This window comes from Actinomadura sp. 6K520 (assembly GCF_004349245.1).
Taxonomy (GTDB): domain Bacteria; phylum Actinomycetota; class Actinomycetes; order Streptosporangiales; family Streptosporangiaceae; genus Spirillospora.
In genome coordinates, this window is sequence record NZ_SMLC01000152.1 from 1 (window position 1) to 17,570 (window position 17,570).

Annotated in this window: 19 protein-coding genes and 1 riboswitch; of the genes, 12 read left to right on the forward strand and 7 right to left on the reverse strand. The window is 72.9% G+C overall.

The genetic code is table 11. The features are described 5' to 3' along the window. Positions 1 to 331: 331 nt before the first annotated feature. Entirely contained in the window at positions 332 to 829 is a 498-nt protein-coding gene (locus E1289_RS29175) for an SAV_6107 family HEPN domain-containing protein (protein WP_131985857.1), read from the reverse strand. Between the two features lie 282 nt (positions 830 to 1,111). After that, positions 1,112 to 1,900, reverse strand: a complete 789-nt coding sequence (locus E1289_RS29180) for a L,D-transpeptidase family protein (RefSeq protein WP_131985859.1) — start codon at positions 1,898 to 1,900, stop codon at positions 1,112 to 1,114. 23 nt (positions 1,901 to 1,923) lie between these two features. Between E1289_RS29180 and E1289_RS29185 the strand changes: the two genes are divergently transcribed. From E1289_RS29185 to E1289_RS29195, 3 genes are all read left to right on the forward strand, one after another. Next, positions 1,924 to 2,388, forward strand: a complete 465-nt coding sequence (locus E1289_RS29185; RefSeq protein WP_131985861.1) for a YbaK/EbsC family protein — start codon at positions 1,924 to 1,926, stop codon at positions 2,386 to 2,388. 2 nt (positions 2,389 to 2,390) lie between these two features. Continuing rightward, positions 2,391 to 2,741, forward strand: a complete 351-nt coding sequence (locus E1289_RS29190) for an arsenate reductase family protein (protein ID WP_131985863.1) — start codon at positions 2,391 to 2,393, stop codon at positions 2,739 to 2,741. Positions 2,742 to 2,802: 61 nt separating this feature from the next. Further along, positions 2,803 to 3,405, forward strand: a complete 603-nt coding sequence (locus tag E1289_RS29195) for a GNAT family N-acetyltransferase (RefSeq protein ID WP_131985865.1) — start codon at positions 2,803 to 2,805, stop codon at positions 3,403 to 3,405. Here the strand turns inward: E1289_RS29195 and metF are convergent. After that, positions 3,342 to 4,277 carry a methylenetetrahydrofolate reductase [NAD(P)H] gene (gene metF, locus E1289_RS29200; protein ID WP_131985867.1) on the reverse strand — a complete coding sequence of 312 codons (936 nt, stop codon included), beginning with the start codon at positions 4,275 to 4,277 and terminating at the stop codon, positions 3,342 to 3,344. The two genes, E1289_RS29195 and metF, sit on opposite strands and share 64 nt — an antisense overlap. Positions 4,278 to 4,425: 148 nt before the next feature. Here metF and E1289_RS29205 point away from each other — a divergent pair, with 148 nt between their 5' ends. The 3 genes from E1289_RS29205 to E1289_RS29215 all read left to right on the forward strand — a co-directional run bounded on the left by E1289_RS29205 (position 4,426) and on the right by E1289_RS29215 (position 8,657). Continuing rightward, on the forward strand, positions 4,426 to 5,478 hold the full coding sequence (locus E1289_RS29205; RefSeq protein WP_131985869.1) for a polyprenyl synthetase family protein: 1,053 nt from the start codon (positions 4,426 to 4,428) through the stop codon (positions 5,476 to 5,478). A gap of 78 nt (positions 5,479 to 5,556) precedes the next feature. Then, complete coding sequence (locus E1289_RS29210; RefSeq protein ID WP_243713222.1) at positions 5,557 to 7,704, forward strand: glycoside hydrolase family 3 C-terminal domain-containing protein; 2,148 nt, start codon at positions 5,557 to 5,559, stop codon at positions 7,702 to 7,704. Positions 7,705 to 7,796: 92 nt separating this feature from the next. Then, a complete protein-coding gene (locus tag E1289_RS29215; RefSeq protein ID WP_131985871.1) occupies positions 7,797 to 8,657 on the forward strand; it encodes a protein kinase in 861 nt (286 codons plus the stop codon). 28 nt (positions 8,658 to 8,685) lie between these two features. Here the strand turns inward: E1289_RS29215 and E1289_RS38465 are convergent, their stop codons facing one another. The 4 genes from E1289_RS38465 to E1289_RS29230 all read right to left on the reverse strand — a co-directional run bounded on the left by E1289_RS38465 (position 8,686) and on the right by E1289_RS29230 (position 11,378). Beyond that, positions 8,686 to 8,841 (reverse strand): hypothetical protein, encoded by a 156-nt coding sequence (locus E1289_RS38465; protein ID WP_165970653.1) that lies wholly within the window; start codon positions 8,839 to 8,841, stop codon positions 8,686 to 8,688. A 48-nt stretch (positions 8,842 to 8,889) separates the two neighbouring features. Next, positions 8,890 to 9,573 carry a thiamine phosphate synthase gene (gene thiE / locus E1289_RS29220; RefSeq protein ID WP_243713223.1) on the reverse strand — a complete coding sequence of 228 codons (684 nt, stop codon included), beginning with the start codon at positions 9,571 to 9,573 and terminating at the stop codon, positions 8,890 to 8,892. 134 nt (positions 9,574 to 9,707) lie between these two features. Further along, positions 9,708 to 10,082: an Rv2175c family DNA-binding protein gene (locus E1289_RS29225; protein ID WP_131985875.1), complete on the reverse strand. Its 375-nt coding sequence runs from the start codon at positions 10,080 to 10,082 to the stop codon at positions 9,708 to 9,710. 78 nt (positions 10,083 to 10,160) lie between these two features. After that, the gene (locus E1289_RS29230) at positions 10,161 to 11,378 is read right to left on the reverse strand and encodes an FAD-dependent oxidoreductase (protein ID WP_131985877.1); all 1,218 of its coding nucleotides are present in this window, start codon (positions 11,376 to 11,378) and stop codon (positions 10,161 to 10,163) included. A 95-nt stretch (positions 11,379 to 11,473) separates the two neighbouring features. Continuing rightward, positions 11,474 to 11,587: riboswitch (TPP riboswitch) on the forward strand. Here E1289_RS29230 and thiO point away from each other — a divergent pair. The 6 genes from thiO to E1289_RS29260 all read left to right on the forward strand — a co-directional run. Beyond that, a complete protein-coding gene (gene thiO / locus E1289_RS29235) occupies positions 11,576 to 12,706 on the forward strand; it encodes a glycine oxidase ThiO (RefSeq protein ID WP_131985880.1) in 1,131 nt (376 codons plus the stop codon). Its footprint overlaps the riboswitch before it by 12 nt. Next, the gene (thiS, locus tag E1289_RS29240; protein WP_131985882.1) at positions 12,703 to 12,903 is read left to right on the forward strand and encodes a sulfur carrier protein ThiS; all 201 of its coding nucleotides are present in this window, start codon (positions 12,703 to 12,705) and stop codon (positions 12,901 to 12,903) included. The genes thiO and thiS overlap by 4 nt, the downstream gene beginning before the upstream one ends. Position 12,904: 1 nt before the next feature. Beyond that, positions 12,905 to 13,678 (forward strand): thiazole synthase, encoded by a 774-nt coding sequence (locus tag E1289_RS29245; RefSeq protein WP_131985884.1) that lies wholly within the window; start codon positions 12,905 to 12,907, stop codon positions 13,676 to 13,678. Between the two features lie 149 nt (positions 13,679 to 13,827). After that, positions 13,828 to 14,799 carry an EamA family transporter gene (locus E1289_RS29250; RefSeq protein WP_131985886.1) on the forward strand — a complete coding sequence of 324 codons (972 nt, stop codon included), beginning with the start codon at positions 13,828 to 13,830 and terminating at the stop codon, positions 14,797 to 14,799. A 36-nt stretch (positions 14,800 to 14,835) separates the two neighbouring features. Beyond that, complete coding sequence (gene pknB, locus E1289_RS29255) at positions 14,836 to 16,752, forward strand: Stk1 family PASTA domain-containing Ser/Thr kinase (protein ID WP_131985888.1); 1,917 nt, start codon at positions 14,836 to 14,838, stop codon at positions 16,750 to 16,752. Positions 16,753 to 16,772: 20 nt separating this feature from the next. Then, a partial coding sequence (locus tag E1289_RS29260; RefSeq protein ID WP_131985890.1) for a deoxyribonuclease IV occupies positions 16,773 to 17,570 on the forward strand: 798 nt, incomplete at its 3' end.

Below are 17,570 nucleotides of genomic sequence, written 5' to 3' on the forward strand. Positions count from 1 at the left end.
ACCACACCCTGAGCCCGTGCGGGTGGGATCGCGCCGGCGGGGCCGGCTCGGGGGGTTTGCGGCCACCGCCGGCGCGATCGTCTAGAGGACCGGCTTCGGTCCGGTACGTGTTCACAGCGACCTCGGCCACGCACGCGAGCGCGTTACCTGACCGGGGAGGCGAAGCCGAAGGCGAGCCTCCCCGGGAAGATCGCGAAGCGATGGCCGAGCGAAGCTCGTCGATTGCATGGTGGTGGGCGGGGGCTGGAGGACGGTGCAGCGCTCGCACAGGCCAGGTCACGTAGCGAGCGCCAGCGAGCGCAGTGGGCCTGGACTGCAATGAACGCAGCGCTTAACTCGCTTCGGGGACGGGGAGAGTCGGTTGGCCGGTGATGCCCAAAGTGTCTTCGACGAGGGTGACGAAGACCTCGGCGTCGTGGAGGAGCTCCTCGGCCTCGCGCGGGGTGACGGCGCGGGGCAGCCCCGCCTCGGCGGCGGCGCGTTTGTCGGCGCCGGCGGCGAAGAAGGCGGCCCATTCGCGCAGGGCGGGCTCGGCCTCGGGCAGCAGCACCCAGACGCTCCGGGGGCGGCCGCGGCGGTGGGTCTCCAGGGGTTCCTTGGACGCCAGGACCGCGGCGGCGGCGCGCAGGGCGGCCAGGTGCGCGCAGACGTAGCGGACGGCGGGCGAGGTGGCCTCGGCCGCCTCGGCGAGGCCCATGCGGGCGGCGTGCAGCTGGCCGACGGCCGTGTGCGCCGGGCGCGGCGCCGGCATCGGACGGTGGCGCGGGCTCGGCGGCGGGACGGGCTGTGCGGCGGAGTGGATTGCGCGTGCGGTCCTCGTTCCGGACATTTCTGCCTCCTTCCGGGGCTCGGGCCGGCCGGGCGGAGAGCTTCCCCTCACTCCGCCCGGCCGTCCGTCCCGCCGAAACACCGCGATCGGCGGGGACGTCGCCCTGGCGCGGGCCGCGAGTCCCGCGCCACGTCGAACATAAGTTCGACGCACTGACCAGTAAACCGCCCTGACGGCGATTCGTCAACGTGTTCGAACGTGTGTCGCATCCCGCAGGTCAGCGGGCATGACAGCAGTAGAACAGCGGGGTACGACAGTTCGCCGGGAGTGCGCCGCGGAGCCCTAGCGAGGTCGCCTGACGTGCACCGGGACGCCGTCTCCGAGGAGGTCGGGGAAGTACTCGGCGATGTGCATCGGCATCCGGACGCAGCCGTGCGAGGCGGGGTGCTTCGGCACGCTCAGCGCGCCGTGGAAGGCGATGCCCCCGTTGAAGTAGATCGGGTTGTAGAGCCGTCCCAGGGGTGAGGTCTCCCAGCCGGAGAAGCGGCGTCCCGTCCGGAAGTCGCCCGTGCCGGTGGTGGCGTAGCGGCACCGGGGGACGGTGGCCCCGCGGTCCTTCGCGCAGTAGTACTCCCCTGAACCCGACGAGATGTGCGTGATGAGGCGCGGCTCACCGTCCTTGTAGAGGACGAGGTACTGGCGCTTCAGGTCGACGTCCACGCGGTTCTTCTCGCGCTTCTTGGCCATCGGACGCGGTTCCTTGGGGTCGGCCAGAGCCTCCCAGAACGACTTGCCAAGCGTGCTCTTCTGCTTCATGCGGTTGACCGCCTGGAACGCCCACACGGCCATCTCGGTGGAGGGCCCGTACTTCCCGTCCACCTTGCCCGGGTCGTAGTTGAGGGCCTTGAGGCGCCGCTGGAGTTCCTCTACATCGGGGCCCTTCGCCCCCGGCTTCAGCCTGCGCTGCGTGGGTGTCGGTGTAGGCGTAGCTGTGGGCGTCGTCGGTTTCGCGGACGGTGAGCTCGCCGGTGGCGGAGGCGCCGCCTCGTCCGTCCCGCTGCAGCCCGCCAGGAGGACGGCGGCGGCCAGAAGGGCCGCGGTCACTCCCGTGCCGATGGGTCTCCCTCGCATGCGCTGAGCTTAAAGTGCTTTCCATGCATCCGAATGCCGAACGCGTCGCGAAGGCGCTGCTCGACCGGGGCGCGACCGGGACCATCGTCGAACTGCCCGACTCCGCGAGGACGGCGCAGGCCGCCGCGGAGCAGCTCGGCTGCGAGGTGGGGGCGATCGCCAACAGCCTGGTGTTCGACGCCGACGGGACGCCGCTGCTGGTGCTGACGAGCGGCGCGCACCGGGTGGACACGGCGAAGGTCGCGGCCGTGGTGGGGGCGGAGAAGGTGCGGCGGGCGTCGCCGGAGTTCGTGCGGGACGCGACGGGCCAGCCGATCGGGGGCGTCGCGCCGCTGGGCCACCCGGCGCCGGTCCGGACGCTCGTGGACGTCTGGCTGGACAGGTACGACCGGGTCTGGGCGGCGGGCGGGCACCCGCACACCGTCTTCCCCACGACGTACGAGGAACTGCTGAGGATCACCGGGGGAACCCCGGCGGAGGTGGAGTGACCATGGAGCTCTGGCACAACCCGCGCTGCTCGAAGAGCCGGGCCGCGAAGGCCGCGCTCGACGAGGCGGGCGCGGCGTACACCGAGCGCCGCTACCTGGACGAGCCGCCCACGGCGGAGGAGCTCGACGCCGTGCTCACCGGCATCGGCGCGGAGCCGTGGGACGTGGCGCGCCTCAACGAGCCGGTCGCCAGGGAACTCGGGCTGAAGGACCTCGAACGGGACCGTGCCCGCTGGATCGAGATCATGGTGGCGAACCCGGTGCTGATCCAGCGGCCGATCGTGGTGACCGGCGAGGCCGCGGTCGTGGCCCGCGACGAGGAGTCGGTGCGCAGGGCCCTCGGGGGCCGGTGACCTCCCGGCGATCGGCTCGCCGCGGCCCGGCGGGCCGTCCCCCGGGGCTAGTCTCGGTCGCGTGAGGGACGCGAAGCTGCGCGAGATCGACGAACGCGCCTTCCTACGCAGGCTCGACCCGATGCTGGACGTGTACGCGGCCGCGATGGAACCGCCGAACGAGCAGCTTCCGGGCCGCCACACCATCATGGAACGGCACGCGTCGTACGCGGGTTTCCGGGCGTTCGTGGTCGAGCGGCGCAGCGCGCTGCCCGTCCTGGCGAGGCCGGTCCAGGGGTTCGCGTACGGATTCCATGGAACGCGCGGCCAGTGGTGGCACGACGTCGTCTTCCAGGCGCTGAGCGACAGGGAGGGGCCCGAGCACGCCGAGGCGTGGCTGGACGACACGTTCGAGGTGGCGGAGCTCCACGTCCGCCCGGAGTTCCAGGGCCGCGGCCTCGGCCGGAGCCTGCTGAGCGCGCTGTGCGAGGGGCGGCCGGAGCGGACCGTCGTGCTGTCGACGCTGGACAGGCGGCCGGACACCCCGGCCCGCACCCTCTACCGCTCGGTCGGCATGACCGACCTGCTGACCGATTTCGAGTTCCCCGGCGGCGGCCCCCGCTACGCGGTCATGGGCGGGGCGCTGCCCCTGCCGCCGTACGAGGCGGCGTCGAGCAGGCCGTAGACCTCGCGCGTCGCCGTGGACTTGTTGAACGTGATGAAGTGGATGCCGGGCGCGTCCTGTTCGAGCAGGTCCCGGCACAGTTCGGCGGCGTGCTCGATGCCGAGCCGGCGCACCGCCTCGGGGTCGTCGGCGACGGCCTCGAAGCGGGCTCTGACCTCGGGCGGGAACGGCGCTCCCGACAGCTGCTCGGAGCGCTCGATCGTGCTCATCTGGGTGACCGGCATGATGCCCGGCAGGATCGGCACGTCGCAGCCTGCGGCCTGGACGCGGTCGCGGAGCCGGAAGTAGTCCTCGGCGCGGAAGAACATCTGGGTGATGGCGTAGTCGGCTCCGGCGCGGCACTTCTCGATGAAGTAGCGGGTGTCGCTCTCGATGTCGGGTGAGCGCGGGTGCTTGTAGGGGAACGCGGCGACGCCGACGCAGAAGTCGCCGTAGGAGCGGATCATCCGGACGAGGTCGGCGGCGTACTCGACGCCGTCGGGGTGCTGGACCCACTCCCCCATCGGGTCGCCGGGCGGGTCGCCGCGCAGCGCGAGGACGTTGCGCACGCCGGCGGCGGCGAACCGGCCGATGAGGTTGCGCAGCTCGGCCTGGGAGTGGTCGACGGCGGTGAAGTGCGCGACGGGCGTGAGGGTGGTGTCGGTGGCGATGCGCTCGACGATGTCGACGGTCTTGTCGCGGGTGCCGCCGCCCGCCCCGTAGGTCACGGAGACGAACGTCGGCTGCAGGGACTCGAGCTCGCGGATCGTGCGCCAGAGGTTCAGCGCGCCTTTGTCGGTCTTGGGCGGGAAGAACTCGAAGGAGAAGGACCTGGCGCCCGAGGCCAGCAGCTCTCGGACGATGGGGGGGCGGTCTGGGCGCAGGCGTCGCATTCTCCAAGCCTACAGAAGCCGCCGCGGCCGCCGAGGGGGGTGACGCTCGGCACACCGCACCGTCGTTATGTCCCTATTTCTGGCAATCTAGCGTCTTCTTACTTCCCTGGCGGACGGTTGAATCTTCCCAGGTGGATACGATCTCGGCATGTCGACCAGCCGTATCCGCAAGGAGGTCGACGAGGCGCTCCTGGCCTTCGTCGACCGGCAGCGCCCGGCCCTGCTGACCATCAGTGACGACCTCGCGCCCATGCTGTCCGCGCTGGACGCCCTCCTCGGCGGCGGCAAGCGGCTCCGTCCCGCGTTCTGCTACTGGGGGTGGCGCGCGGCGGGCGGTGCGGACGGCGGCGGCATCGTGGCCGCCGCCGCGTCCCTGGAGCTGCTGCAGGCGAGCGCGCTGATCCACGACGACGTCATGGACTCCAGCGACACCCGGCGCGGCCAGCCGTCCGTCCACCGCAGGTTCGAGGCGCTGCACCACGCGCAGGGCTGGCCGGGCGACGCCGGTGCGTTCGGCTCGGGCTCCGCCATCCTGCTCGGCGACCTGTGCCTGGCCTGGTCGGGCGAGATGTTCGAGACCTGCGGGCTGGACGACGGCAGCCGGCGGCGCGGCCGCGCCGTCTACGACCTGATGCGCACCGAGGTTATGTGCGGCCAGTACCTCGACATGCTGGAGGGCACCCGCGGCGAGGCGACCGTCGCCACGGCGCTGCGGGTGGTGGAGTACAAGAGCGCCAAGTACACGATCGAGCGTCCGCTGCACCTCGGCGCCGAGCTCGCCGGCGCCCGCCCGGACGTGACCGCCGCGCTCACCGGCTACGGCCTGCCGCTCGGCATCGCCTTCCAGCTCCGCGACGACGTGCTCGGCGTGTTCGGCGACCCCGCCGAGACCGGCAAGCCCGCGGGCGACGACCTGCGCGAGGGCAAGCGGACCGTCCTCGTCGCGCTCTCCCTGGAACGCGCGTCCGCGGCGCAGGCCGCGGCGCTGCGGCGCCGCCTCGGCGACCAGGAGCTCGACGCCGCGGGGGTGGCCGAGCTGCGCGCGATCATCGAGGAGACCGGCGGGCTCGCCGCCTGCGAGGAGATGATCGAGCGCTACCTGGCCGAGGCGGAGCGGGCCCTGGCGACCGCGCCGATCGCCGAGGAGGCGCACCGGGCGCTGTCGGACCTCGCGGTGGCGGCGACCACCCGGAGCACGTGACGCTCCATATGACACGATCCGGTCAAATTTCCCCGGTGCACTAGAACTTTCCCACTGATTGGTGGCACAAATGTCGCCATGTGGATGCGGGTGGGCAGATGGCTGCCGGCCGCGGGCGCGCTGGCGTCCGTGCTGGCGCTCGCGGCGGTGCCGGTCCCGGGCGAGGCGCGGGCCGAGACGGGGCGGTGCGGCGACCCCGCGGCACGGCCGTGGTGCGACCCGTCGCTGACCCCGGAGCGGCGGACGGACCTGCTGCTGCCGCGGATGACCGCCGACGAGAAGATCGCGATGCTGGCCGCGGACGACCCCTTCGGCGGCCCGCTCGGGGGGTACTTCGAGACCGCGCACGCCGATACCAACGACGGGATCGGGCGGCTCGGCATCCCGCCGGTCTACATGGCCGACGGGCCGGCGGGCGTCCGGCAGGGCAAGGCGACGGCGCTGCCCGCGCCGATCGCGCTCGCGGCGGGCTTCGACCGGGAGGCCGCGACGCTGTACGGCCGGACGGTGGCGTGGGAGGCCAGGCACCGCGGCAACGACGTCGTCTTCGGCCCGACCGTGGACGTCCTGCGCACCCCCCGCAACGGCCGGACATTCGAGGGCTTCGGCGAGGACCCGCACCTCTCGGCGACGCTCGGGGTGCCCTGGATCGAGGGCGCGCAGTCCCAGGGCGTGATGACGGCGGTCAAGCACATGGCCGTCTACACCCAGGAGACCGACCGGCTGTCGCTCGGCATGACCGTTGATCCGCGCACCCTGCGGGAGATCTACCTGCCGCCGTTCGAGGCCGCCGTGAAGCAGGGCGGCACCGCGACAGTGATGTGCGGGTTCGGCAAGCTGAACGGCCGGTGGGCCTGCGAGGACGGCGCCGTCCTCAACGACATCCTGCGGTCGGAGTGGGGTTTCCAGGGATACGTGGCCTCCGACCACTTCGCCCCGAAGGACGCCGGTGACGCGGCCAACGGCGGGCTCGACATGGAACTGCCCGTCGGCTTCAGGTACAACGCGTTCATGCTGAAGACGGCCGTCTCGCAAGGGAAGGTCACGCAGGCGACCGTCGACGGGCATGTCCGCAACATCCTGCGGACGATGTTCCGGTTCGGCGTGTTCGACCGGCAGGCGTACCCGAACGACCTCACCGCCATCGACCGGACGGCGAGCGAGACGGCCGCCAGGAGGATCGAGGAGGCCGGGATCACGCTGCTGAAGAACGACGGCGTCCTGCCGCTGGAGGCGCCCGGGTCGATCGCGCTGATCGGGCGGGCCGCGCAGGAGAGCCCGAGCGGCCACGGCTCGGCGCAGGTGGTCCCGTTCGGCACGGTCAGCGCTCAACAGGGCATCGCGCGCCGCGCAGGGGCCGGCGCGCGGGTGTCCCACACCAACGGCGACGACCGCGCCGAGGCCGCGAACCTGGCCCGGCAGGCGGACGTGGCGATCGTGTTCGCCACCGACAGCCAGGGCGAGTTCTTCGACAAGTCCTGCCTCACGCTGCAGTGCGGCGAGCCCCTCCGGGGCGACCAGGACGCGCTCATCTCCGAGGTCGCCAAGGCCAACCCGAACACCATCGTCGTGCTGAACACGGGCGGCCCGGTGCTGACCCCTTGGGCCGGGCAGGTGAAGGGCATCGTCGAAGCCTGGTATCCGGGCCAGGAGGCTGGGAACGCTTTGGCCCGCGTCCTGTACGGGGACGTGGACCCAGGCGGACGGCTTCCCGTGACGTTCCCCGTCAACGAGAACGACGCGCCGACATCGGGGAACCCGGCGCAGTACCCGGGAACCAACCAGAACGTCACGTTCTCCGAGGGCGTCATGGTCGGCTACCGGCACTACGACTCGAAGGGCATCACGCCGCGCTTCCCGTTCGGGCACGGGCTGTCCTACACGACGTTCCGCTACAGCGACCTCGTGGCCGGCACCGACTCCGTCAAGGTGACGGTGACGAACACAGGGTCGCGCAAGGGGATCGCCGTGCCGCAGTTGTACATCGGCATGCCGTCGCCGGGTGTGGACGTCCCGCAGCCGCCGAAGCAACTCAAGGGCTTCACGAAGGTCACGCTCGCGCCGGGCGAGAGCACGCGGGTGACGTTCCCGCTGTCCTCCCGCTCGTTCGCCTACTGGAACGAGGGCGCGAAGGCATGGAAGGTCGCGGACGGCTGCTACAGGGTCCTGGTCGGCTCCTCCTCACGGGAGATCGCCGAGACGGCGACGCTCGGAACGTGCCGGTAAGCGGAAAGATCGCCGTTCCACTGCCCTACCCACCGGTTAGGCGGTACAAATGAGGAAATCTTCGTCCGTCCCCGCCGAGCCGGAGTCCCCCAGTGCCGCACGACACCTCCCGCGGGAGGACGAGCCCCCGTCCCGCCGTCCCCACCGCCGTCCGATCCGGACGCGCGGGCCAGGCACACACCGGCCAGGCGCACGCGGGCCAGGCGCACGCCGGTCGCTCCGGCCGGCCGGGAAAGGCACGTCCCGCCGCGGCCCGCCCCGGGCAGGGCCGCCCGCGCGTCGCCAAGGAGGACGCCGAAGCCCCCCGGCTCCGGCATGTCGTCGGCGCGGACGCCGAGGGCCCGCGCCTGCAGGGCGTCGTCGACGAGGACGGGCCCCTGCCCGCGAAGCACCTGCACAGGGTGGCGCTGAGGACGGCCGCCGCGCTCGCCGCGATGCACCGCGCCGGGACCGTGCACGGCGACTTCAGGCCGGCCAACGTGCTGCTCGGCCCGGACGGCGCCAAGGTCGTCGACTTCGGGATCGTGCGCGCCGCCGGCGAGGCCGCGGCGGGAGCGGCCGGGACGCCCGCCTACATGGCGCCCGAGCAGATCGAGGACGAGCCCGTGGGGCGGCCCGCGGACGTGTTCGCCTGGGGCGCGACGGTGGTGTTCGCCGCGACCGGGCGCCCGCCGTTCGGCACCGGGCCCGCCCCGGAGGTCATGCGGCGCGTCACGTCCCGCCGGCCCGACCTCGGCGACATGACGGGACCGCTCCGCGACCTCGCGGCGCGCTGCCTGGACAAGAACCCCGCCGCCCGGCCGACCGCGCCGCAGGTCGTCCGCGCGCTACGCGAAGGGCAGGGACCGATGCCGAAACCGCGGCCGACCCGGATCCCGCGCTACCGCTGGCGCATGATGGTCGCGCTCGCGGCCGTGGTCATCTGCGGTTTCGTGCTCGGAATGCTCTTCTGACCGGGTGACGGCCCGGCCCCCGGGCGGATCACCAGTGCGGGGGACGGTCCTCCAGCAGGCGCGAGTCGTCGTCGCCGCGCCACTCGCCCCACCCGAGGTCGGTGTCGTCGGACGTCTGGTCCGGCAGGATCTCCAGCTCGTCGTCGAGCTCCACCGGCCGGTCGTCGTCGGGTCCCACGCTCATGATCCCCATTGTGGGCGATCGGGCCGGGTTCGCGCACCGTGATACAGGTCAAGCCCCGGTCGTCCCGCCGCCCAGCCGGCGGGCGAACTCGGCCGCGGCGGCGCCCGGATCGTCCGCCTCGGTGATCGCCCGTACCACCACGACGCGGCTCGCGCCCGCCGCCGTCACCTGGCCGAGGTTGCCGAGGTCGATCCCGCCGATCGCGAACCACGGCCGCGGCACGCGCTGCGCCGCGACGTACTCCAGCAGCTTGGGGCCGGGGGCGGCGCGGCCGGGCTTGGTCGGCGTCGGCCACACCGGGCCGGCGCAGAAGTAGTCGGCGCCGGGCTCGGCGGCGGCCGCGGACGCCTGCTCACCGGAGTGCGTGGACCGGCCGATCAGCATGTCGCCGCCGACGATCTCGCGGGCGGCGGGGACCGGCAGGTCGTCCTGGCCGAGATGCAGGACATCGGCGCGGACGGCGTGCGCCACGTCGGCCCGGTCGTTGACCGCGAGCAGCGCGCCGTGCCGGTCGCAGGCCCCCCGGAAGATCTCCAGGTACTCCATCTCCTGCCGCGCCTCCAGGCCCTTCTGGCGCAGTTGGACGATGTCGACCCCGCCCGCCAGCACGGCGTCCAGGAAGGCGGGCAGGTCCCCCTGCCGTTCTCGCGCGTCCGTGCAGAGGTACACGCGGGCCCGGCTGAGCCGGGCGCGCAGGGCGACGGCGCGGTCGGAAGGGAGGTGCCTGGACACGGCGGACATCGTTCCTTTCGGTGGGCGAGCGCGTCATGGACGATCGCGGGGCCACGCGGCGGTCACGTCCCGTCCGGCGTGCCCCCGCGATCGTGTCACGTGCGCTGCGGGCCCCGGTTCCGGGGCCGGGGGCCCTAGAAGGCCAGGGCCTGGGCTCTGCGGCGGACCTCGGTCCCCCGGTTCTCGGTGAGCGCCTCCACGGGCGTCCCGGGAAGGGTGTCGTCGGCGGTGAACAGCCAGCGGATCGTCTCCGCGTCGTCGTAGCCCGCGTCCGACAGGAGCGTCAGGGTGCCCGGCAGTCCCTTGATGACCTGGCCGTCCTTGATGAAGGCGGCGGGAACCATGGGGGTGCCGCCCCGGCGCACCGCCAGGAGCCGGTGCTCGCTGATGAGCTGCTTGATCCGGTTGGGCTTGATCCCGAGTCTTTCGGCGGCCTCCCCGAGGGAGAGCCATTCCCCCGCGAGGGCGTCGGTCCGGGGGTCGAGTGCGCTTTCAACGGTTGCGTGCATCTGCGTCACGCCCCCTTGCTACCACTCCTCCGGATTCGTCAAACCCCCTGCACAGCCGTAACGTCCCCGCGGCGATCGCTATGGGCGAACGGCCTGCCGGACCGGCACCTCGGGATCGGCGATGGCGGCCGGATCCACGGGCGTTCCGGCGGCGATGACCCGCCGCGCCTGGACCAGGTCGCGGGGCCGGTCCACGGTGAGGACGGCGTCGAGCCGGTCGCCGGTCAGCCACACCACCGCCCATTTGCGGCCGGACGGGTCGCCCCGGCGCACGAGCCGCTCGGACACGGCGTGGCTGCCCGCGTACTGCACCATGCGCCCGAACTGCTCGGACCAGAAGTACGGGGCCGCGTCGTAGACGGCGTCCTGGCCGAGGAGGGTCGCGGCGGCGACGTCGGGCGCGTTGAGCGCGGTGTCCCAATGTTCGACGAGGAGCCGCCGGCCGTACCGTCCCGACCACCAGGCGGCGCAGTCGCCGACCGCCACGACGTCCGGCCGTGCGGAGCCGGGCTCCTCCTCGTCCTGGTAGACGCGGAACGAGGCGTCGGTGACCACACCACGTTCCAGCAGGAGCCCCGAGCCCTCCAGCCAGGACAGGTCGGGACGGACGCCGATGCCGGTGACGACCACGTCGGCGGCGACCTCCTCGCCGCCCGCGAGCACGAGGCCGCCGTCCCGCACCTCCGCGACCTTCACGCCGGTGCGCAGCGCGACGCCCGCCTCGGCGTACCAGGGCGCCGTGAGCGCGCCCACCTCCGGGCCGATCGCGCCCGCGAGGGGGGTGTCGGCCGCCTCGACGACCGTCACGGCACAGCCTTTGGCGGCGGCGGTGGTCGCGACCTCGGCGCCGATCCAGCCCGCCCCGATGATGACGATCCGCGCGCCCCCGGTGAGCCGGGACCGCAGGTCGCGGGCGTCGTCGATGGTGCGCAGGACGTGCTGGCGCCCGTCCCCCGGCAGCGTGACCGGGGCGGCGCCGGTAGCGATGACCAGCCCGTCGAACGGGAGGTCCCCGGCGGTGGACGCGACGACGCCGCCGCGCCCCGGCCCGGCCAGCCGGAGCCCGGTGGCGCGCTCGCCGAGAAGCAGGTCGCAGCGGAGGGAGTCCCAGTCGGCGTCGACCGTCGTGTCGTCGGACTCGCCCGCGAGGACGGCCTTCGACAGCGGCGGCCGGTCGTAGGGCCGGTGCCGCTCCGCCGACACGAGCGTCAGCGCGCCCTCGTACCCTCTGCTCCGCAGGGCCTCCACGGCGCGCACGCCGGCCAGCCCTCCACCCACGACGATGACCCTCTGCATGGGCTCACCCTAACCGTAGGGCGGGCGTTCACTTGGACTGGTGTCCAGACAGTTGAACACTTCACCGGGGTCGTACAGTGGAAAGCACGTAAAACGGCACAGAGCGCGGGAGTCCGGTACGACCGGGCTGAGAGGGCGGCTGAACGGGCCGCCGACCGCCAGGACCTGATCCGGATCATGCCGGCGAAGGGAGCGCGGTGGAGATCGTGATCATAGGGGCCGGCGTCGTCGGCCTCGCCACCGGGTGGCGGGCCGCCGCGGCCGGCGCCGCCGTCACCCTGGTCGACCCCGACCCCGGCGGCGGAGCGTCGTCGGTGGCCGCGGGCATGCTCACCCCCGTCAGCGAGGTGACCTACGGCGAGGAGCCGCTGCTGCGGCTCGGCCTCGCCTCCCGCGACCGCTACGGCGCGTTCGTCGCGGAACTGGAGGAGCTCACCGGCCTGGAGACCGCCTACCGCACCGACGGGATCCTCCAGGTCGCGTTCGACTCCGACGACCTGAGCTACCTGGACGACCTGCGCCGCTTCCAGGAGAGCCTCGGCATCGCCGCCGAGGCCCTGACCGGGCGGGAGTGCCGGAGGGCGGAGCCGATGCTCGCACCCGGCGTCCGCGGCGGCCTGCTCGCCCCGGAGGACGGCTCGATCGACCCGCGCCGGCTGACCGCGGCGCTGCTGACGGCGGCCGAGAAGGCGGGCGCGCGGTTCGTCCGCCGGCGGGCCACCGGCGTCGCCGTCGAGAACGACGCGGCGGCCGGGGTGCGGCTGGACGACGGGACCGTGGTCCGCGCCGACCGCGTCCTCCTCGCGGCCGGCCCGTGGTCGGGCGACCTCGCGGGGCTGCCCCCGGGAGCCGTCCCGCCCGTCCGCCCGGTGAAGGGCCAGGTGATGCGGCTCCGCACCCGCGTGCCGTTCCTGGCGCGCGCCACGCGCGGGCTGGTGAAGGGCTCGTCGGTCTACCTGGTGCCGCGCGCGGACGGGGAGATCGTCCTCGGCGCCACCCAGGAGGAGCTGGGCTTCGACACGCGCGTCACCGCCGGCGGCCTGTGGGAGCTGCTGCGGGACGCCCGCGAGCTGCTGCCCGGCATCACCGAGCTGGAGTTCGCCGAGGTCTCGGCGGGCCTGCGTCCCGGCTCCCCCGACAACGCGCCGGTGATGGGCCCGTCCGCGCTGCCCGGCCTCTTCGTCGGCACCGGGCATTTCCGCAACGGCATCCTGCTCACGCCGGTGTCCGCCGACATCCTGTCCGCGATGCTGCTGGACGCGCCCGTCCCCGGCGTGGCCGCGCCCTTCTCCCCCGACCGATTCTCCGCCGAGGTGCACTCCCGATGAAGGTGTTCGTCAATGGTGAGCCGCGCGACGTGCCCGAGGGCACGAGCGTGTCCGAGGTCGTCGCGTCCGTCACCGCGGCCGTGACCGGCGTGGCCGCGGCGCTGAACGACGAGGTCGTCCGCCGCTCCTCCTGGGAGACGACGACCCTGCGCCACGCTGACCGGCTCGAAGTCCTTACCGCTGTACAGGGGGGTTGAGGTGGATAGCGACAGGCTTGTCATCGCGGGTGAGGAGCTCGGTTCCCGGCTGATCATGGGGACCGGCGGGGCGCCGAGCATGCAGGTGCTGCGGGAGGCGCTCACCGCGTCCGGGACGGAGCTGACCACGGTCGCGATGCGGCGGGTGGACCCGTCGGCGCGCGGCTCGGTGCTGGACGTCCTGAACGAGTGCGGCATCCGGGTGCTGCCGAACACCGCGGGCTGCTTCACCGCGGGCGAGGCGGTCCTCACCGCCAAGCTCGCGCGGGAGGCCCTCGGCACGAACTGGGTCAAGCTGGAGGTGATCGCGGACGAGCACACGCTGCTGCCCGACCCGATCGAGCTCGTCGAGGCCGCCGAGCAGCTCGTCGCCGACGGTTTCGCCGTACTGCCCTACACCAACGACGACCCCGTGCTCGCGCGGCGCCTGGAGCAGGCGGGGTGCGTCGCCGTGATGCCGCTCGGGTCCCCGATCGGGTCGGGGCTCGGCATCCGCAACCCGCACAACATCGAGCTGATCGTCGAACGGGCCGGCGTGCCGGTCATCCTGGACGCGGGGATCGGCACCGCGTCCGACGCCGCGCTGGCGATGGAGCTGGGCTGCGACGCGGTCCTGCTGGCGACGGCGGTCACCCGCGCGCGGAACCCCGCGGGGATGGCGGCCGCGATGCGCCACGCGGTGGCGGGCGGGCGCCTCGCGCGGTCGGCGGGGCGTATTCCGAAGCGCCGCTACGCCCAGGCGTCCTCGCCGTTCGAGGGCCGCGCAACCTCGTAGTGGAGCTAAAGAATCCGGTATAGCAATATTCGCTGGACCTGAAATGTCGGCGCGGTGAGACTGGGATCCGTCCACCCCGGGGCACACGCCGGCAACGCGGCACGTCCCTTCGGTGTTCGTGGAAACGTCCCATACCTAAGGTGCGTGACATGCAGCAGGAAAGCAGGCCGGCGGGCATCGACAAGCTCGCGATGGCCGCGGCCACGATCACCGTGGTGCTCTGGGCCTCGGCCTTCGTCTCCATCCGGAGCGCCGGCGCCGAGTACAGCCCCGGCGCCCTCGCCCTCGGCCGCCTCCTCTCCGGGACGGTCGTGCTCGGCGGGCTGCTGCTCATCCGGCGGGAGGGGCTGCCGCCCAGGGGCGCCTGGCCCGGGATCGTCACCGCGGGCATCCTGTGGTTCGGCGCCTACATGGTCGCCCTGAACTGGGGCGAGCAGCTCGTGGACGCCGGCACCGCCGCCCTCGTCGTCAACATCGGCCCGATCCTCATCGCGCTCCTCGGCGGCTGGCTGCTCAAGGAGGGGCTGCCGCCCAGGCTGATGGCCGGCATGGCCGTGTCGTTCGCCGGCGCCGCCGTGGTCGGGCTGTCGATGTCGGGCGAGGGCAGCTCGTCGGTCATCGGCGTCCTGCTGTGCCTGTTCGCCGCCGTCACCTACGCGTCGGGCGTCGTCAGCCAGAAGCCCGCGCTCCGGCACGCCTCGGCGCTGCAGTTCACCACGTTCGCCTGCGCGATCGGCGCCCTGGTCTGCCTGCCGTTCTCCGGCCAGCTGGTCGCGCAGGCCGCGGAGGCCCCGGCCGGCGCGACCGCCAACATGATCTACCTGGGCGTCTTCCCGACCGCGATCGCGTTCACCACCTGGGGATACGCGCTGGCGCGCACGTCCGCCGGGAAGATGGGCGCCACCACCTACGCCGCCCCCGCCCTGGTCGTGCTGATGTCGTGGCTGTTCCTCGGCGAGGTCCCCGGCCTGATCACCCTCGCGGGCGGCGTCCTGTGCCTCACCGGCGTCGCCGTCTCCCGCAGCACCCGCGGCCTGCGCCGCCGCACCGCGCCCGCCCCGGCACCGGGCACCGCGGAGGAGTCCCGCTCCGGGCTTGTCGAGGCTCATACTCGGGACTGATGAGATCCTCCGCGATTCGCCCGTAAACTCGCACGGATGGACACGTCGGTTGCTGATCCACTCGTCGGGCGGGTGCTCGACGGGCGCTACCGCATTGAGTCCCGCATCGCGCGCGGCGGCATGGCCACGGTCTACGTCGCGCGCGACATCAGGCTCGACCGCACCGTCGCGATCAAGGTGATGCACGCCGGGCTCGCCTCCGACGAGGACTTCGTCGCCCGCTTCATCGGGGAGGCCAAGGCCGCGGCGGCGCTGTCCCACCCGAACGTGGTCGCCGTCTACGACCAGCGCACCGACGGCGAGCACGTCTTCCTGGTGATGGAGTACGTCGCGGGCCACACACTGCGCGACGCGCTGACCACCCTCGGCCGGCTCGGCCCCCGCGCCGCGCTGGAGGTCATGATGCCCGTGCTGGCCGCGCTCGGCGCCGCGCACCGGGCCGGTCTCGTGCACCGCGACGTCAAGCCCGAGAACGTGCTGATCAACGAGGACGGCCAGGTCAAGGTCGCCGACTTCGGCCTCGCCCGCGCCGAGACCGCCAGCAAGATGACCAAGACCGGGATGATCATCGGCACGGTCGGCTACCTCTCCCCCGAGCAGGTGCTGTCCGGCAGCGCCGACGTCCGGTCGGACGTGTACGCCGCGGGCGTCATGCTGTTCGAGCTGCTGACCGGGGAGCTGCCGCACCGGGGCGACACCCCGCTCGCCGTCGCCTACAAGCACGTGAACGAGACCGTGCCGCCGCCGTCCGGCATCGTCCCGGGCATCCCGCCGCAGGTGGACGCCCTGGTCACGGACGCGACGAACCACGACCCGGCGCGCCGCCCGGTCGACGCGAACCAGTACCACGCCGAGGTCGCCGAGGCGTTCGGCGGCCTGCCCCGCGACTTCGACCGGCGGATGGAGGAGGCGTCCCGCAACGCCACCAGCGTGCTGGAGGCCCCGCCCGCCGACGGGCACACCGCCGTCCTCGACCGGGGCACCGTGCCCGCCGGGTACCCCGATCGCACGCGGGCCGACCGCGCCATCGGGGCGCTGACCGGCCGCTACGCCCTCATCGCCATCGGCGCCATCGCGGCGCTCATCCTCGGCTGGGCCGTCTGGTACCAGACGTCCGGGCAGTACGAGCACGTCCCCGCGTCGATCATCGGGATGGACGTCGACGACGCCCGCGACCAGTTGGAGAGCGCCGGGCTGGACGTGCGGGTCGCCACCGCCATCTACGACGACCGCATCCACAAGGGCGACGTCGTCAAGTCCGACCCGCCCGCGGGCGCCCGCCTCGCCCAGGGCGAGCCCGTCACGCTGACACCCTCCAAGGGCATCACCCCGCGCGAAGTCCCGGACGTGAAGGGCAAACCCCTGCCGGAGGCCAGGCAGATCCTTGAGGACGACGGCTTCAAGGTCGGGCGGACGAACAGGACCCCCTCCCAGACCGTCGGCAAGGACAGGGTGATCGGCACCGAGCCGCAGGCCGGCCAGAAGCAGTCCCCCGACGACCCGGTCGCCGTCATCGTCTCCACCGGCATGTCCATGCCGGACCTCATCGGCCAGAACGGCGACGCCGCCGCCAACCGGCTGCGCTCGATGGGCCTGAACGTCAAGGTGCAGAAGAAGAAGGTCGACGGCAAGGAACCGAACTCGGTGATCGACCAGGCCCCGGCCGAGGGCACCGGCGTCTCCCGCGGCGACGAGGTCACGATCGTCGTCAACAAGCGCGACTGCCTGGTCGACGCGGGCCCGATCCAGCTCGGCTGCGACGACGGCAGCGAGAAGATCGTCCCGGTGCCCAACGTGGTGGGGCGCACCGTCAAGGACGCCGAGAAGGCCCTGAAGGAGTCCGGTTTCGAGGTCAACGTGACGGGCTTCGGTGGCAAGATCGTCCGTTTCCAGTCCCCGAGCGAGGGCGAGGCGCCGCGCGGCTCCACCGTCACCATCGTCCGGGGGCCGTGACCGGATAGGCTGAACCGGTCATGACCTCACCGCGCAACCCCGTCGGGGCCCACGTCCCCGTGGCCGGCGGCCTGGCGAGCGGCGGCCTGAAGTACGCCGCCGAGATCGGCGCCGAGGCCGTCCAGGTGTTCGTGGCCAACCCGCGCGGCTGGGCCCTCCCCGAGGGCCGCCCCGCCGAGGACGAGAAGCTGCGCGCCCGCACCGACGTCCCCGTCTACGTGCACGCCCCGTACCTGGTCAACTTCGGCTCCCCGAGCGGGGAGACCCTCGCCAAGTCGATCGCGACCGTCCGCCACTCCCTGGTCCGCGGCCGGGCCATCGGCGCCCGCGGCGTCGTCGTCCACACGGGCTCCTCCGTCACCCAGACCTACGACGAGGCGATGGCGCAGATCCACGAGCACGTCCTGCCCCTCCTGGAGGGGATCCCCGAGGACGGCCCCGATCTCCTCCTCGAACCCATGGCCGGCCAGAACAACATGCTCTGCACGCGGGTCCAGGACCTCGGCCCCTATTTCGAACGCCTGGAACACCACCCGAAGCTGGGCGTCTGCTTCGACACCTGCCACGCGTTCGCCGCCGGCCACGACCTGGCCGCCCCCGGCGGCGTCAAGGACACCCTCGACGCCCTGGTCGCCACCGTCGGCGAGGGGCGCCTCAAACTGGTCCACGCCAACGACTCCAAGGACCCCTGCGGCTCCGGCCGGGACCGCCACGAGAACATAGGCGCCGGCATGATCGGCGAACCCCCCTTCGCCGACCTCTTCCACCACCCGGCCACGACCGGCCTCCCCGTCCTGATAGAAACCCCAGGCCGAGCC